Source organism: Streptomyces sp. NPDC051133, assembly GCF_040682635.1.
GTDB lineage: Bacteria > Actinomycetota > Actinomycetes > Streptomycetales > Streptomycetaceae > Streptomyces.
The window spans coordinates 41590-56975 of record NZ_JBFBBK010000035.1 but is presented as its reverse complement, the minus strand read 5'-3'; the positions used below and the strand labels follow the sequence as shown (position 1 = coordinate 56975).

At 71.5% G+C, this 15386-nt stretch carries 13 protein-coding genes and 1 pseudogene; 10 read left to right on the top strand and 4 right to left on the bottom strand.

Translation table 11 applies throughout. The features are described 5' to 3' along the window. The first annotated feature begins 285 nt into the window (after window positions 1-285). On the top strand, window positions 286-2214 hold the full coding sequence (locus AB0N17_RS30725; protein ID WP_366014826.1) for a 2-oxoacid:acceptor oxidoreductase subunit alpha: 1929 nt from the start codon (window positions 286-288) through the stop codon (window positions 2212-2214). Then, on the top strand, window positions 2207-3268 hold the full coding sequence (locus tag AB0N17_RS30720; RefSeq protein WP_366014825.1) for a 2-oxoacid:ferredoxin oxidoreductase subunit beta: 1062 nt from the start codon (window positions 2207-2209) through the stop codon (window positions 3266-3268). Before AB0N17_RS30725 ends, AB0N17_RS30720 begins: the two co-directional genes overlap by 8 nt. Window positions 3269-3285: 17 nt before the next feature. On the opposite strand, the pseudogene AB0N17_RS30715 reads toward AB0N17_RS30720, so the two are convergent. Beyond that, window positions 3286-3691 (bottom strand): annotated as a pseudogene (locus tag AB0N17_RS30715) (helix-turn-helix domain-containing protein). Between the two features lie 102 nt (window positions 3692-3793). Here AB0N17_RS30715 and AB0N17_RS30710 point away from each other — a divergent pair. Next, the gene (locus AB0N17_RS30710) at window positions 3794-4648 is read left to right on the top strand and encodes an SDR family oxidoreductase (RefSeq protein ID WP_366014824.1); all 855 of its coding nucleotides are present in this window, start codon (window positions 3794-3796) and stop codon (window positions 4646-4648) included. A gap of 115 nt (window positions 4649-4763) precedes the next feature. Next, on the top strand, window positions 4764-5714 hold the full coding sequence (rarD, locus tag AB0N17_RS30705) for an EamA family transporter RarD (RefSeq protein WP_366014823.1): 951 nt from the start codon (window positions 4764-4766) through the stop codon (window positions 5712-5714). A 19-nt stretch (window positions 5715-5733) separates the two neighbouring features. On the opposite strand, the gene AB0N17_RS30700 is transcribed toward rarD, so the two are convergent. Next, on the bottom strand, window positions 5734-6267 hold the full coding sequence (locus AB0N17_RS30700) for a YbhB/YbcL family Raf kinase inhibitor-like protein (protein ID WP_366014821.1): 534 nt from the start codon (window positions 6265-6267) through the stop codon (window positions 5734-5736). A 187-nt stretch (window positions 6268-6454) separates the two neighbouring features. Between AB0N17_RS30700 and AB0N17_RS30695 the strand changes: the two genes are divergently transcribed. Continuing rightward, window positions 6455-7315, top strand: a complete 861-nt coding sequence (locus tag AB0N17_RS30695) for an alpha/beta hydrolase (protein ID WP_366014819.1) — start codon at window positions 6455-6457, stop codon at window positions 7313-7315. Between the two features lie 178 nt (window positions 7316-7493). Here AB0N17_RS30695 and AB0N17_RS30690 read toward each other — a convergent pair whose 3' ends face one another. After that, window positions 7494-8912 carry an MFS transporter gene (locus AB0N17_RS30690; RefSeq protein ID WP_366014818.1) on the bottom strand — a complete coding sequence of 473 codons (1419 nt, stop codon included), beginning with the start codon at window positions 8910-8912 and terminating at the stop codon, window positions 7494-7496. 90 nt (window positions 8913-9002) lie between these two features. On the opposite strand from AB0N17_RS30690, the gene AB0N17_RS30685 reads away from it, so the two are divergent. Next, window positions 9003-9944, top strand: a complete 942-nt coding sequence (locus tag AB0N17_RS30685) for a LysR family transcriptional regulator (protein ID WP_366014817.1) — start codon at window positions 9003-9005, stop codon at window positions 9942-9944. Between the two features lie 267 nt (window positions 9945-10211). On the opposite strand, the gene AB0N17_RS30680 is transcribed toward AB0N17_RS30685, so the two are convergent. Then, window positions 10212-10706 (bottom strand): inorganic diphosphatase, encoded by a 495-nt coding sequence (locus AB0N17_RS30680; protein WP_366014816.1) that lies wholly within the window; start codon window positions 10704-10706, stop codon window positions 10212-10214. A 237-nt stretch (window positions 10707-10943) separates the two neighbouring features. Between AB0N17_RS30680 and AB0N17_RS30675 the strand changes: the two genes are divergently transcribed. The 4 genes from AB0N17_RS30675 to AB0N17_RS30660 are packed head-to-tail and all read left to right on the top strand — an operon-like array spanning window position 10944 to window position 15229. After that, a complete protein-coding gene (locus AB0N17_RS30675) occupies window positions 10944-11654 on the top strand; it encodes an L-threonylcarbamoyladenylate synthase (RefSeq protein WP_366014814.1) in 711 nt (236 codons plus the stop codon). Beyond that, window positions 11651-12841 (top strand): MFS transporter, encoded by a 1191-nt coding sequence (locus AB0N17_RS30670; protein WP_366014813.1) that lies wholly within the window; start codon window positions 11651-11653, stop codon window positions 12839-12841. The genes AB0N17_RS30675 and AB0N17_RS30670 overlap by 4 nt, the downstream gene beginning before the upstream one ends. A 19-nt stretch (window positions 12842-12860) precedes the next feature. Further along, window positions 12861-13994 (top strand): hypothetical protein, encoded by a 1134-nt coding sequence (locus tag AB0N17_RS30665; RefSeq protein ID WP_366014812.1) that lies wholly within the window; start codon window positions 12861-12863, stop codon window positions 13992-13994. After that, the gene (locus AB0N17_RS30660; RefSeq protein WP_366014811.1) at window positions 13991-15229 is read left to right on the top strand and encodes a putative PEP-binding protein; all 1239 of its coding nucleotides are present in this window, start codon (window positions 13991-13993) and stop codon (window positions 15227-15229) included. Before AB0N17_RS30665 ends, AB0N17_RS30660 begins: the two co-directional genes overlap by 4 nt. The last annotated feature ends 157 nt before the right edge of the window (window positions 15230-15386 follow it).

The following is a 15386-nucleotide window of genomic DNA, read 5'->3' as shown; positions in this document are numbered from 1 at the left end:
AGCCAGAAGCCGTCCAGGAACGTACATGTAGACAGAGGGATACGCCGCGGCAGACCGGCGGAGCGGAGAAAACAGGAGAGAACCCGGGAACGCGCGGGGAGCGCCTTGATCGGCGCTTGAGAGATGAGCGCCATGATGGGAGCCAGCGCGACAAGGCCGTCTCGAAATGCTGTCCAGTCCGTGGATGGCCTCGGGAAGGCGACCCTAACCGACGTAGGGTTGATCCTGGGATGGTCCGTGGGACGACCACGCCCCGGACAGCCGCCTCGAAGGAGGTCCAGTTCAGTGACCAGCCAGGTCAGCAGCCCAGCGGAGCAGACCGACGGAACCGTCGTAGGAGAACAGCGCAAACCGGGCGGCGCGAAGGACGTGCGGCGTCTGGACCGGGTGATCATCCGGTTCGCGGGGGACTCGGGTGACGGTATGCAGCTCACGGGTGACCGGTTCACCTCGGAGACCGCGTCCTTCGGCAACGACCTCTCCACCCTGCCGAACTTCCCCGCCGAGATCCGCGCCCCCGCCGGCACCCTGCCCGGCGTCTCCTCCTTCCAGCTCCACTTCGCCGACCACGACATCCTCACCCCGGGGGACGCGCCGAACGTGCTGGTCGCGATGAACCCGGCCGCGTTGAAGGCGAACATCGGCGATCTGCCGCGCGGCGCCGAGATCATCGTCAACACGGACGAGTTCACCAAGCGCGCGCTGCAGAAGGTGGGCTACGACGCCTCCCCGCTGGAGGACGGCTCGCTCGACGGCTACAGCCTCCACCCGGTGCCCCTGACCACCCTGACGGTGGAGGCGCTCAAGGAGTTCGACCTCTCCCGCAAGGAGGCCGAGCGCAGCAAGAACATGTTCGCGCTGGGCCTGCTGAGCTGGATGTACCACCGGCCCACCGAGGGCACCGAGAAGTTCCTGAGGTCGAAGTTCGCGAAGAAGCCGGAGATCGCCGAGGCGAACATCGCCGCGTACCGGGCGGGCTGGAACTTCGGCGAGACGACGGAGGACTTCGCGGTCTCCTACGAGGTCGCGCCGGCCGCCAAGGCCTTCCCCGTCGGCACCTACCGGAACATCTCCGGCAACCTGGCGCTCGCCTACGGCCTGGTCGCGGCCTCGCAGCAGGCGGATCTGCCGCTGTTCCTGGGCTCTTACCCGATCACCCCGGCGTCGGACATCCTGCACGAGCTGAGCAAGCACAAGAACTTCGGTGTGCGGACCTTCCAGGCCGAGGACGAGATCGCCGGCATCGGCGCGGCGCTGGGCGCGGCGTTCGGCGGCTCGCTCGCGGTGACCACCACCTCGGGTCCCGGTGTCGCGCTCAAGAGCGAGACGATCGGCCTCGCGGTCTCCCTGGAGCTGCCGCTGCTGGTCGTCGACATCCAGCGCGGGGGGCCGTCCACCGGTCTGCCGACCAAGACCGAGCAGGCGGACCTGCTGCAGGCGATGTACGGCCGCAACGGCGAGGCGCCGGTCCCGGTGGTCGCGCCGATGACCCCGGCGGACTGCTTCGACGCCGCTTTGGAGGCGGCCCGGATCGCCCTGACCTACCGGACCCCCGTCTTCCTGCTCTCCGACGGCTACCTGGCCAACGGCTCCGAGCCCTGGCGGATCCCGGACCTCGACGAACTGCCCGATCTGCGGGTGCAGTTCGCGCAGGGGCCGAACCACACCCTGGACGACGGCACCGAGGTCTTCTGGCCGTACAAGCGGGACCCGCAGACCCTCGCCCGCCCGTGGGCGGTCCCGGGCACGCCGGGTCTGGAGCACCGCATCGGCGGCATCGAGAAGCAGGACGGCACGGGCAACATCTCCTACGACCCGGCCAACCACGACTTCATGGTCCGCACCCGCCAGGCCAAGATCGACGGCATCGAGGTCCCGGACATCGAGGTCGACGACCCGCACGAGGCGAAGGCCCTGGTCCTCGGCTGGGGTTCGACGTACGGCCCGATCACGGCGGCGGTACGGCGGCTGCGCAGAGCCGGTGAGTCCATCGCACAGGCGCACCTGCGCCACCTCAACCCCTTCCCGCGGAACCTGGGTGAGGTGCTGGGACGGTACGACAAGGTGGTGATCCCCGAGATGAACCTCGGGCAGCTCGCCACCCTGATCCGGGCGAAGTACCTGGTCGACGCCCACTCCTACAACCAGGTCAACGGCATGCCGTTCAAGGCGGAACAGCTCGCCGCGGCGCTGAAGGAGGCCATCAATGACTGACTCCGGCAACGGGCTGCTGCAGCTCGTCCCCAAGGCCGAGGCCAAGCAGTCGATGAAGGACTTCAAGTCGGACCAGGAGGTGCGCTGGTGCCCGGGCTGCGGTGACTACGCGATCCTCGCCGCCGTGCAGGGCTTCATGCCGGAGCTGGGCCTGGCGCGCGAGAACATCGTCTTCGTCTCGGGCATCGGCTGCTCCTCCCGCTTCCCGTACTACATGAACACCTACGGGATGCACTCCATCCACGGCCGCGCCCCGGCCATCGCGACCGGCCTCGCGTCCTCGCGCCGTGACCTGAGCGTGTGGGTGGTGACCGGTGACGGCGACGCGCTGTCCATCGGCGGCAACCACCTGATCCACGCCCTGCGCCGCAACGTCAACCTGAAGATCCTGCTGTTCAACAACCGGATCTACGGCCTGACCAAGGGCCAGTACAGCCCCACCTCGGAAGTCGGCAAGATCACCAAGTCGACGCCGATGGGCTCACTGGACGCCCCCTTCAACCCGGTGTCGCTGGCGATCGGCGCGGAGGCGTCCTTCGTCGCGCGCACGATCGACTCCGACCGCAAGCATCTGACCCAGGTGCTGCGCGAGGCGGCCGACCACCCGGGTACGGCCCTGATCGAGATCTACCAGAACTGCAACATCTTCAACGACGGGGCCTTCGACGCCCTCAAGGACCGGGAGCGGGCCGAGGAGGCCCTGATCCGGCTGGAGCACGGGCAGCCGATCCGGTTCGGCCCCGACTCCTCGCGCGGGGTCGTACGGGACCGGCAGACCGGTGATCTGCGGGTGGTGACGGTGACGCCGGAGAACGAGGCGGACGTCCTGGTGCACGACGCGCGCTCCGCGTCGCCCACCACGGCCTTCGCGCTGTCCCGGCTGGCCGACCCGGACACCCTGCACCACACCCCGATCGGCGTGTTCCGTTCGGTGGAGCGGCCCGTCTACGACACGGCGATGACCGAGCAGCTCGACACCGCGATCGAGCAGCGCGGCAAGGGCGACCTGGCCTCGCTGCTGGCCGGCGGGGACACCTGGACGGTCGTCGGCTGAGCCCGCTCAGCGTGTGACTACGAGGCCCGGGACTGGATTTCCCGGGCCTCGTCGTATGCCTGGCGGGCGGTGAGCACGTCGTCCATACGCCGCTCGGTCCACCGCGCCAGAGCTCGCACCTGCTCCGCCGCCTCACGGCCCAGTCCGGTCAGGGAGTAGTCGACGCGCGGCGGAATGACGGGCTTGGCGTCCCGGTGGACGAGCCCGTCGCGCTCCAGCGTCTGGAGGGTCTGGGTGAGCATCTTCTCGCTGACGCCCCGGCCGCCGAGGCCGCTGATCGCCCGGCGGAGTTCGCTGAAGCGATAGGGCCGGTCGAAGAGCTGGATCAGCACCAGCACGCCCCAGCGGCTGGTGACGTGCTCGATGACCAGGGCGATGGGGGCACATGGCCTCGCCGTCGCCCTGGGAACCACTTACCACCATGCCCGTACCTTACTTCAAAGTGGGTACTTTCCAACAGTTAGCGACCCTCCTAGGGTGAGTGTCCTACCCAGACACAAGACGTCCCACAAGGAGTTGTCGACCATGAGCATCGTCGTCACCGGAGCCACCGGACACCTCGGCCGGCACGTCGTGGAGCAGCTGCTGGAGAAGGTCCCGGCGGAGCGGATCACCGCAGTCGTACGGGACGAGGCGAAGGCCGCCGACCTCGCGGCCCGCGGCGTGCGGCTGGCCGTGGCCGACTACAACGCGCCCGAGACCTTCGACCACCTGTTCGCCGCGGGTGACAAGGTGCTGCTGATCTCCGGCAACGAGTTCGACAAGGGCCGGGTGCGGCAGCACCGGGTCGTCATCGACGCGGCGAAGGCGGCAGGTGTGGCGCTGCTCGCGTACACCAGCGCCCCCGGCACCCTGACGGCCGCGCTGGCCGACGACCACCGGGCGACCGAGGAGGTGCTGCTCGCCTCCGGGCTGCCCTACAGCCTGCTGCGCAACGGCTGGTACCACGAGAACTACACCGAGAACCTGGCGCCGGTGCTGGAACACGGTGCGGTCGTCCAGGCCGCCGGTGACGGGCGGATCTCCTCGGCCTCCCGCGCCGACTACGCCGCCGCCGCGGTCGCGGTGCTGACCGGCGAGGGCCACGAGAACACGACGTACGAGCTGGGCGGCGACGAGGCCTGGGGCTTCGCCTCGTACGCGGCGGAGCTGAGCCGGCAGACCGGCAAGGAGATCGTCTACAGCCCGGTCTCCGTCGAGACCTTCGCCGGCATCCTCTCCGGCGCCGGACTGCCGGAGCCGCTGGCGGCGATCCTCGCCGGCGTGGACGTCTCCGTCGAGAAGGGCGAGCTGGTCGTCACCTCCGGTGACCTGTCCCGCCTGATCGGCCGCCCGACCACCCCGCTGGCGGAGGCCGTCACCGCAGCTCTCAAGGGCTGACCTCTCCCCCGTATCCCCGGCTGTCATGACCGTATGGCGATACGGACATGACAGCCGGGGGTGCGCGGCGCTACCTTCGTTCACGCGTGCGTGGGTGCGAAAAGAAGGAGGGGCCGTGGCCGGGACGTCCAAGGGTGAGCACCGAACAGGCCTGCTGAACGGCTTCGCCGCCTATGGCATGTGGGGGCTGGTCCCCCTGTTCTGGCCGCTGATGAAGCCCGCCGGGGCGATGGAGATCCTCGCCCACCGCATGGTGTGGTCCCTGGTCTTCGTCGCCGTGGCCCTGCTCTTCGTGCGGCGCTGGGCCTGGGCGGGGCAGTTGCTGCGCCAACCCCGCCGGCTCGCGCTGGTCGCCGTGGCCGCGGCCGTCATCACCGTGAACTGGGGCATCTACATCTGGGCCGTGAACTCCGGCCATGTGGTCGAGGCCTCCCTCGGGTACTTCATCAACCCGCTGGTGACCATCGCGATGGGCGTGCTGCTGCTGAAGGAGCGGCTGCGGCCCGTGCAGTGGGCGGCGGTCGCGACCGGCTTCGCCGCCGTGGCCGTGCTGACCGTCGGCTACGGCCGCCCGCCGTGGATCTCCCTCTGTCTCGCCCTCTCCTTCGCCACCTACGGCCTGGTGAAGAAGAAGGTCGGGCTCGGCGGGGTGGAGTCGCTGGCCGCCGAGACCGCGATCCAGTTCCTGCCCGCGCTCGGCTATCTGCTGTGGCTCGGGGCGCACGGCGAGTCCAGCTTCGTGAACGACGGCACCGGACACGCGGCCCTGCTCGCCTCCACCGGCGTCGTCACCGCGCTGCCCCTGGTCTGCTTCGGCGCGGCGGCCATCCGCGTGCCGCTGTCCACGCTGGGCCTGCTGCAGTACCTGGCCCCCGTCTTCCAGTTCCTGCTCGGCATCCTCTACTTCCACGAGGCCATGCCGCCCGAGCGCTGGGCTGGGTTCGCCCTGGTCTGGCTGGCGCTGTTCCTGCTCACGGGGGACGCGCTGCGCGCCACGAGGAGGCCGCGGGGACCGATCGTCGTACCCCGGGTGCAGACGTCGGACGCCGCCCCGGTGGACGCCTGAGGGCCCGCGCGGGCCGCGCTCAGACGGTGGCCGGGACGGCGTACTCGGCGATCAGCCGGGCCCGGGCCAGGGTGTGGAAGCGCAGGTGGAAACCGACCACGGCGGGTGAGGCCTCCGCGTCGGGACCGAGGCGTTCCTGGTCGACGGCGTGGACGGTGAAGACATAGCGGTGACGTTCCCCCTCGGGGGGTGCGGCGCCCCCGAAGTCCCGCGTGCCGTAGTCGTTGCGGGCGTGCACGGCCCCGGCGGGCAGTCCCGTGAAGCCGGCGCCGCCCGCGCCCCGGGGCAGCCGTGTGGTCCCGGCCGGCAGATCGAACAGCACCCAGTGCCAGAACCCGCTGCCGGTCGGCGCGTCGGGGTCGAAGCAGGTCACCGCGAAACTCCGGGTCCCGGCCGGGTAGCCCTCCCAGCGCAGTTGCGGGGACAGGTTGGCGCCGGCCAGTGTCTGGTCGGCGCCGAGCAGCGCCCCGGGCGCGATGTCGTCGCTCAGTACCGTGAACGACGGCACCGGAGGCAGGAAGTCATGGGGAAGCGGCGGCCTTCTGTCGGTCACGGCACGTCCTCGGGAGTCGGGATTCCTTTCGGGCCCATTCAAGGGTTCCGACGGTGACGGCACAACGCCCTTTAAAGGCACCCCCTTTCGGGCATGAACGATCGGGTATACCCGGTCCGCCGTACCGCGCGGACCACCCCGAAAGGCTTTCTGTCCGGTCGGTATTCCGCCTGTCTATGGTGCCCGCATGAAAACACAGACTGATGAAATCAGCGTGGCGGACGGGACTTTGCGCCTCGCCAGGTTCGGCGGGGGCGACCGGCTGGTGATCGCCGTCCATGGAATTCTCGGGTCGCTGAGGACCTGGGGACCGATCGCCGCCGCCCTCCCCGAGGACCACAGCCTGCTGGCGATGGACCTGCGCGGGCACGGGCACAGCTACCTGCTGCCCGGGCCGTACGGGCTGGACCGGCTCGCCGAGGACGTCCTGTCCGTGGTGGACCGGTTCGCCGGCCCGGACACCGTCCTGACCGGCCACTCGATGGGGGGCACCCTCGCCGCGCTGGTCGGCGCGCAGCGGTCGTTCCGCAAGGTCGTCATGATCGACGGCGGTCTGCCGCTCGCGGTGCCCGAAGGCGCCGATCCCGAGCGGGTGATGCAGGGGATGTTCGGGCAGGCCATCGAGCGGCTCGGCCGGACCTTCCCGACCCTGGACGCGTACGGGACGTTCTTCCTGGACCATCCGGTCTTCGCGGGCTGGCGCACCGCCGGCTCGGAGGATTACGCCCGTTACGACGCCCTGGACACCGCCGCCGGCTTCCGCTCCCGGGTGCGCGAGGAGGCCGTGCGGCAGAACGGGCGCTGGCTGGCCTCGCACGGGGCCGAGATCGGGGCGGCCCTGGAGAAGGTCGCCTCCCCGCTGGCGCTGCTGCGTGCCTCGCGAGGCCGGGTGAACGAGCCCGGCGGCATGATCCCGGAGGCGGTCGTCGCGGAGTGGCGGCGCCGGCTGCCCGAGCTGCGGGACGAGGTGCTGGACGACGTCAACCACTACTCGATCCTGTTCGACCCGCGCTCCGTCGAGCGCATCGCGGCGGTCCTGGCGGACTGAGCCTGTCCGGCTGCCCACGAGGCACCGACGACACGAACGACAGCGGCACCACCGGAAAGGTGGTGCCGCTGTCGTGTTGCCGCGTCGGCCGCCGACCGCCGACGCGTGACGCCCCGGGGACGGGGGAGTTACCCGGGGCGCCGGTCCGTGCGCGTCGCAGACGCGAGGGTGCGGTCCGTCAGGCGCTCGGCTTCGCCGTCGCCTTCGCCACCAGCAGCACGGCCACCAGGCCGATGCCGATGAGGACGTAACCGGAGGTGGTGAGCGCGCCGAGCGTGCCGAGCACCGCGACGCCGAGGGCCGAGCCGGCCTGGCGGATGCCGTTGAGCGCGCCCTGGCTGGTCGCGGCGTACTCCGGCGGGGCGGAGACGGCCATCGCGGCGGCGGCACCGGGGATGGACAGGGTGCCGGTCGCGGCGAGGGTCAGCTCGGCGGCGAGGATCAGCGGCAGCGGCGGGTGGTGGCCCACCGCGAAGGCCAGCAGCACACCGGAGACGACGGAGGCCGTCATGCCGGTCAGCAGGATCGGGCGGGGGCCGTAGCGGGCGACGAGCCGGCCGGTGAAGAACGGCATGACGCAGACGGGGAAGGCGATCGGCAGCGAGGCGAGACCGGCCTTGAACGGGGTCAGGTGGTAGGTGTGCTGCAGCCACACCGCGAACATGTACATCCCGCCGAAGTAGGCGAAGCAGGACACCGCGGCGGCGACCATCGCGGCCCGTACCTTGGGCAGGGCCAGCAGGGCCGGCGGCAGCACCGGGGAGGCCACCCGGCGCTCCACGAGGGCGACGGCGACGAAGCAGGCCAGCGCGGCCACGATGGGGATGAGGGCCTGCGGCGAGCCCCAGCCCTCGATGCCGGCCTCGACCAGGCCGAAGGTGAGCAGACCGAGTCCGGCGGTGGACAGGGTGAGGCCCGGACGGTCCAGGGCGCGGGTGGCGCGCACCGGCGGCACCGGCAGCTTGCGGGCGAGGAGCAGCGCGGCCAGCGCGATCGGCGGGTTGACGAGGAACACCAGGCGCCAGCCGCCGAGTTCGACCAGGGCGCCGCCGAGCACGGGTCCGGCGGCGGCCCCCAGGCCGCTGAGCGCGGTCCAGGCGCCGATGGCGCGGGTGCGGCGGGCGGGATCGGGGTTCAGGTGGATCAGCAGCGCCAGGGAGGCGGGGACCAGGCCGGCGCCCGCGGCACCGAGCAGCGCACGGCCGGCGATGAGCGAGCCGACGTTGGGCGCGAGGGCGCACACCACGGACAGGGCGGCGAACAGGCCGAGCGCGGTGGCGTACACGCGCCGGGCACCCCACCGGTCGGCGATGACACCGCCGGCGAGCAGCAGCCCGGCGAAGACGACGGTGTAGGCGTCGACGGCCCAGGGCAGTGCGGCGGCGGCCGGGTGCAGGGACTTCTGCACGTCGGGCACGGCCACGTTGAGGATCGAGGTGTCGAGCAGGACGAGCAGGTTGCCGGTGGCGATGCCGGCGAACGTCAGCTTGGCGAGGAACTTGGACGGAGCGGACGGCGCGGGCGGCTCGGGGGTCCGGGTGGGTGCCTCCGGGGCGGCGACGCCGGTGGGGCGGGGAAGGGGGTCGGCTGTAGTCATGACTGCAGCGTGTCCCAGCGGCCCGCGGACCTGCGACGCCGTAACTCCGATACCCCCATCGGAAAGTCCGATGGCGGCTATGCTGCTGGCGTGGACTCTCGCTATCTGCGCGCTTTCGTCGCGGTCGCCGACCAGGGTGGTATCTCCGCCGCCGCACAGGCTCTGGGATACGCACAGTCCAGTCTCAGCGCCCAGCTCAAGCGGCTGGAGGCGGATCTCGGGGTGAGCGTGCTGGTGCGCGCGGGCACCGGGGCGGTGCTCACGGAGGCCGGCGCCCGGCTGCTGCCGCACGCCCGCGAAGCCCTGGAGCTGGAGGAGCGGATGCGCCGGGCGGCGCGCGGCGACCGGCCGCGGCTGCGGATCGGGGCGCAGGAGTCGCTGGCGCACGTGTGGATGCCGGATGTGCTGGCCGCGCTGGAGTACGGGGCGGGCGGCACGGACGGCGGCGCGGACAGCGGCGCGGACGTGGAGCTGACGGTCGCCAACCGGCGGACGCTGGAACAGGCCTTCGGCTCGGGTGAGTTGGATCTGGTCTTCCAGTACGACAACGGCATCCGGGCGCTCGGCCCGCACGCGGTCGTGGGGCACGACCGGACGGTGCTGGTGGCGGCGCCGAGCCATCCACTGGCCCGCAAGGAGGTCGTGACGCCCGAGGAGATGCTGCAGTACGACTTCCTGGTGGCGGAGCCCGGGTGCACCTCGGAGATGCTGGTGGACCGCTTCGGCCGGGACCTGCTGGCCGGCGCCCAGCTGGCGATGATCCAGGGCTCCTTGTCGGCGCTGCTGCGGCTGACCGGGCACGGGCACGGGGTGTCGCTGCTGCCGGAGCTGGCGGTGACCCGGGAGCTGCAGGAGGGGGAGCTGATCGAGCTGCGGCTGGCCGAGCGGATCCGCCCGGTCAGCGTCGTCGCCCAGTGGCGGCCGCGGCTGGGTCCGGCCGAACGCACCCTGCACGCCCTGCTCGACGTCGCCCGCCGGGCCGACCCGCTGCCCGAGGTGACCCGCGCGGCACGCACGGCGCGGGCCTCCTGACCGGACGGCTCGGCCGGCTCGGCCGGCTCGGACGGCTCGGACGGCTCGGCCGGCTCGGGCGGCTCGGCCGGCTCGGGCGGCTCGGCCGGCTCGGGCGGCGCAGCGGCCGGCCCGGTCGCCGAGGCCGGCGCGGGCAGCGCGGGCGTCCCGGGCGGCGCGGGGGTCACGTGCGGCGTCATGCCGGCACAACGATGCCCAGCGGCGCGGGAGTTCCCGCACCGCTGGGCATCGTCGTACGAGGCGCCGGCGTCGGCGCCGTTCAGCGCATCACAGTCCCTGACGGGAGTTGGCCAGCCGCTTCACCGCGGCGGTGACCTCCTCCTCGGCGGCCGCGCGGCCGACCCAGTCGGCGCCCTCGACGGACTTGCCGGGCTCCAGGTCCTTGTACACCTCGAAGAAGTGCTGGATCTCCTGGCGGTCGAACTCCGGCACATGGCCGATGTCCTGGAGGTGGGCCACCCTGGGGTCGGTCGCCGGGACGCACAGCAGCTTGTCGTCACCGCCGGCCTCGTCCGTCATCCGGAACATGCCGATCGCCCGGCAGGTGATGACGCAGCCCGGGAAGGTCGGCTCCTCGAGCAGCACCAGCGCGTCCAGCGGATCCCCGTCCTGGCCGAGGGTGCCCTCCACGAAACCGTAGTCCGCCGGGTAGTGGGTCGCGGTGAACAGCCGGCGGTCCAGCCGGAGACGGCCGGTCTCGTGGTCCACCTCGTACTTGTTGCGCGAGCCCCGCGGTATCTCCACGACGACGTCGAATTCCATGCCTGGCCTCCCGTGCCCATCGTTGTCCCGGCGAGACTAGGCGGGCCGTCGTTGCGCCCACAACGCGCCTTTCGAGCTGCTGATCCGGCGCTCCCCGAACGGCTATCCCCTTTCGCTCGCACCGAATTACCCTTGGCGGCCGTTCCGGATTTCTGTCTACTGATGTCGGCCGCCGGGAAATACCCCCTCGGATTTCCCGGACCGGCCGTCAATTTCTCAGAGAGAAAGGCAACGACAGTGTCCGCGAAGGCAAGGATCGTGCCCGCGGGGCCCGCCGCGGTGGCCGAAGCCGTCAAGGTCCTCCAGGACGGGGGACTCGTCATCGCCCCCAGCGCCACCCACTACGGCGTCTTCTGCGACCCGGAGAACGCGGAGGCCGTCGCCCGCGTCTTCGAGGCCAAGCGCCGCACCAAGTTCGGTCCGCTGACGCTGGCGATCCCGGACCCGGCGGAGATCGGGAAGTACGTGAAGGTCCCCGACTTCGTGGACGACGCGGTCCTCGGCAGGCTGCTGCCGGGCCTGATCACGCCGATCTTCTTCAAGGACCACCCGTTCCCCGAGCAGATGACGATGGGTGCCCCGACGATCGGCATCATGTGCCACGGCCGGCGGCCGCAGTACGACATCACGCAGGTGTTCGGCCCGATCGCGCTGACCTCGGCGAACCTGTCCGGTGCGGGCGGCGCGCTGGTGACGCGGGAACAGGCCCTGGAGGATCTCGGGTCCAGCGTCGACCTGTTCGTCGACGGCGGCCCGGTCACCTGGGACGACGCCGCCGGGCAGGACCAGGGCAACACGGTCGCGGACTTCACCTTCGACGTGCCGTACCTGGTGCGCGCGGGCCGCTTCCCCACCGAGGACCTGGTGGAGATCTTCCCGAACCTGGTCACCGACCCGGCCGAGTACAAGAAGGCGCTGACCGGCCGGATGGGACAGGTGCGCACGTGACCGCGGTGGCCGCTCCCGCGCACGCCGAGACCGACCGGAGTTCGCTGCGGCTGCTGACGGCGTACCGGATCATCTCCCGCTTCTACTTCCATCTGCCCGTCCTCTTCGTGCTGTTCTACAAGCGCGACCTGTCCCTGCCGGTGATCGAGACGCTGCTCGCCGTCTACGGCGCGACGGTCGCCCTGTCCGGTCCGGCCGGCCCCCGGCTGATCCGGGCGCTCGGTGCCCGGCGCACCATCGCTCTGGGCGAGGCGTGCAAGGCGGCCGGCCTGCTGCTGATGGCCGTGCCCACGGTGGCCACGGCGGCGGCCGGTCAGGTGCTGGGCGGCTTCGGCTTCAGCATCAGTGCGGGCCCCGACGCCGGCCTGCTGGCCGGCCTGGTCCCGGACCCGGCCCGGCGCGGGCGGCTCGGCGCGGTCATGCAGAGCTGGATGTTCATGTCGGTGATGGTCGCCGGCGTGATCGGCGCCGTGCTGTTCAGCCGGATCCACACCGCCGTCCTGTACTGCTCGGCCGCGGCCGCGCTGCTGGCGCTCGTGCTGGTCCTCGCGGTCCGCGAGCCCGCTCCGGCGGCGCCCGCGGGCCCGCGGCCGGCGACCGCACCGGCCGCGGCGCCGGCCGGCACCGGCTGGTGGAGCGCGTACTACATCGCCGGCCGCGTCGCGGCGCTCGCCCCGTACGTCGGCCTGCTGCCGTTCCTGTTCTTCGTCCGGCTGGAGGTGGACCTGGCCGCGATCGGCGCGGTCCTCGGCCTGTTCACGTTCGCGGGTTTCCTCTCGGCGCGGTACGCGGGCCGGATCGGGGAGCGCTTCGGACCGGACGTGGTCGCGCCGGTGGGTCTGGCCGGAACGGCCGTCTCCCTGGCCCTGTTCGGACTCTTCCCCGACCGGCTGCCGGTGGCGCTGGTGGCGATCACCCTGCTCGGCGTCTTCTCCGGCGGAGTGCGGCCGATGGCCATGGCCGGCCTCGGCCGGGCCGGGCTGGCTCCGGGTCTGCAGGCCGCCCGCACCGGGCGCCTGGAGCAGATCTCCGGGCTGGTCTCCACCCCGGTGCTGGTGCTGGCCGGCTTCCTGCTCCCCGGCCGCTTCAGCGCCCTGATCCTCGCCGTGGCGGTGGTGGTCCTGGCCTTCGCCCTCACCCTGCTGGCCACCCGCCGGGCCGTCGGCGCCGCCGCGCCGGCTCCCTGACCCCTTCCAAGGACCGACCATGAAGACAGCCATCCTGTTCGGCGCCGGCGCCGACATCGGCAGCAACCTGCTCAGCCTCAACGACCCCGAGCGCGACGGTTTCATGATCACGGACGTGGTCACCCGGCCCATCGCCGCGGACCGGGCGCTCGAACCGCTCTCCTCGCTCCAGCAGCTGGTGGGCCGGATCCTGCTGGCCGACCCGTCCCTGTACGGCCAGGTCAGCGTGGACGAGGACAGCTCGCTCCTGCTCGTCAAGGGGCGGAAGATCCGGGTCCACTTCTATGACGTGGAGGACGACGCGGTGCTCGGCCTGGGCCCGTTCGACCTCGCCGTCCTCGCCACCCACCGCGACCACATCCGCTCCCGGGCGATGCTGGAGCGGATCGGCACCGTGGCCGGCCGGGTCATCGGCGTCGCCGAGAACACCGCGATCCCCGCCTTCTACGTCCCGCTCGACGGCGCCGACGTGTCCGTGCTCGGGATCAAGGAACCGGTGCCGGCCGGTGACGGCTTCTTCTCGCTGGGCAGCTGCCAGTGTGTCGGCTGGGCGGCACAGCTGCGCGGGGTGGTCGAGGCCGCCTCGCTCGCGGGTGTCGCGGACCTGGGCCTGGTGCGGGCGGAGACCGAGATCGTCCACCCGGACACCGCGTCCAGCAGCTTCGGCACCAAGGGCATCGGTGCCCGGCGCGAGGACGCCCGGGACAACCTGCGGCCGGGCTTCTCCCAGCTGCAGAAGTCGATGACCCGGCTGCCCGGCGTCCAGGCGCTCAACACCGTCTCGCTGCGGGTGCTCACCCAGCCGCCCGGTTACCAGGTCAGCCGGTTCTTCGTCCGCGCCGCCCTGGACTTCGACACCGTGCGCGCCGGGTTCGACCGGGCCCGGGAGGCGATGCCGAACGTGATCCACACGACCGACATCCCCGTCGGCTCGCGGGCGTTCTCCCAGTCGGGCGCCGCCGCGACCGTCATCACCGCGCCCACCCACCTGAAGGTGATCCCGGAGGCGCTGCCCGGCTCGGGTATCACCGAGATCATCACGCAGGCCTACGTGCACAACACCGCCGGCTACTCGGGAAGTGTCCTGGAAGCCGGAAAACGGCTGCTGAGCGGCGCCGACACAGTGACACTTCTGCCTTCCCTGGAGATATGACCGTGACGCAGTCCCTGCCCCTCGACCTCGACCTGACCCTTTCCGCCCGGCTCGACTCCGGGTCCGCCTCGCTCCCCTCGCGCACCCTCGTGAAGACCGATCTGCCGTTCGCGGCCACGGCGTTCCGCGGCGCGCCGCCCGCCGGTGACGCGGGGCCGCTGCTCCTGGTGGAGCAGTCGCTGACCTTCTCCACCGTCCGCACCGCGCTGGACGACCCGCGGATCGCGGGGGTGGCCGTCGGCGAGAAACACTTCGCGGACCACGCCCGCAAGATGCTCCAGGAGGGCGGCAAGGCCCTGGTGCTGGTGGAGGACCTGCCTGCGGTCCGCGAGGGCGCCCGCTACCAGGTCGACAACGACGGCCTGGTCGACTTGGACCGGCTGCCGCTGCCCGTGACGGCCATCTGCTCCTACATGAACGACGACAACGAGGCCCTGTACAAGGCGTGGAACATCCACGACGTGGGCTACTTCCGGCTGAAGTTCTGCCTGTTCCAGCTGTTCGCGGAGGAGCCGGAGGCGTTCTACTCCGAGGAGCGCATCGAGGAGTACCTGACCGCGTCCGTCGCGGAGCTGGCCGCCCGCGGCTGGCGACGGATCCGCCTGGTGCTGTCGGACCCGACCTCGGCGGAGCTGCGCGAGACCGGCATCGAGGTCGCCGAGGAGGCCAACCCCGAGCTCGGGGTGCGCGGCCCCCGGATCGCCGACCGCTGGTGGCCGGAACTGCGGGCGATCGGCCGGGTGCTGGAGGACCACCCCGAGCTGCGCATCGACGTGAGCATCCCGTTCGTCTCCACCATCGCCGAGTTCCAGCACGTCGCCGCGATGTTCCAGGAGGCCGGGCTGGACGAGCGGGTCGGGCTCGGGATGACGCTGGAGGTCCCGGCGATGCTCTACGAGCTGCCGGAGCTGATCGAGACCTGCCGGCCGGCCTTCGTGGCGGTGGGCACCTCGGACCTGTTCGCCCTGCTCAACGGCGTGGACCGGAGCAGCGACCAGGTGAAGGTCGACCCGTTCAGCCGCGTCAACCGCCAGGTCGTGGACCACATCTGCGAGATCGCGGCCAAGCACGGGGTGCACTTCTTCGTCTGCGGCGAGCTGCGCCGCAACCCGGAGACGCTGCGCCAGCTGGCCTCCAGCGGGTGCGGCGAGCTGATCGCGGCGGCGTCCGTCGTGGAGATCGCCCGGATGAACCGGGCCGCCGCGCAGTACGGCGACACCCGCTCCGCGGCCTGATCCCGCGCACGTCCGTCAGGGCCGCCGTACGGTGCCCGGGCCCATCCCCCGCCCGGAGCGCCGTACGGCGGCCCTACTGACGGGTCATCAACTTTGGCGCGTTATGGGCTTGTTCAAAAAATTAAAAGACTGGAGGTCAATTCTGGCCTCACGTGTA

What these genes read in the sequence shown, in the direction of transcription:
- AB0N17_RS30665 (WP_366014812.1), top strand. Translation starts at nt 12,861, where the DNA reads ATGAAGACAGCCATCCTGTTCGGCGCCGGCGCCGACATCGGCAGCAAC.
- AB0N17_RS30695 (WP_366014819.1), top strand. Translation starts at nt 6,455, where the DNA reads ATGAAAACACAGACTGATGAAATCAGCGTGGCGGACGGGACTTTGCGC.
- AB0N17_RS30680 (WP_366014816.1), bottom strand. Translation starts at nt 10,706, where the DNA reads ATGGAATTCGACGTCGTCGTGGAGATACCGCGGGGCTCGCGCAACAAG.
- AB0N17_RS30690 (WP_366014818.1), bottom strand. Translation starts at nt 8,912, where the DNA reads ATGACTACAGCCGACCCCCTTCCCCGCCCCACCGGCGTCGCCGCCCCG.
- AB0N17_RS30660 (WP_366014811.1), top strand. Translation starts at nt 13,991, where the DNA reads ATGACCGTGACGCAGTCCCTGCCCCTCGACCTCGACCTGACCCTTTCC.
- AB0N17_RS30710 (WP_366014824.1), top strand. Translation starts at nt 3,794, where the DNA reads ATGAGCATCGTCGTCACCGGAGCCACCGGACACCTCGGCCGGCACGTC.
- AB0N17_RS30720 (WP_366014825.1), top strand. Translation starts at nt 2,207, where the DNA reads ATGACTGACTCCGGCAACGGGCTGCTGCAGCTCGTCCCCAAGGCCGAG.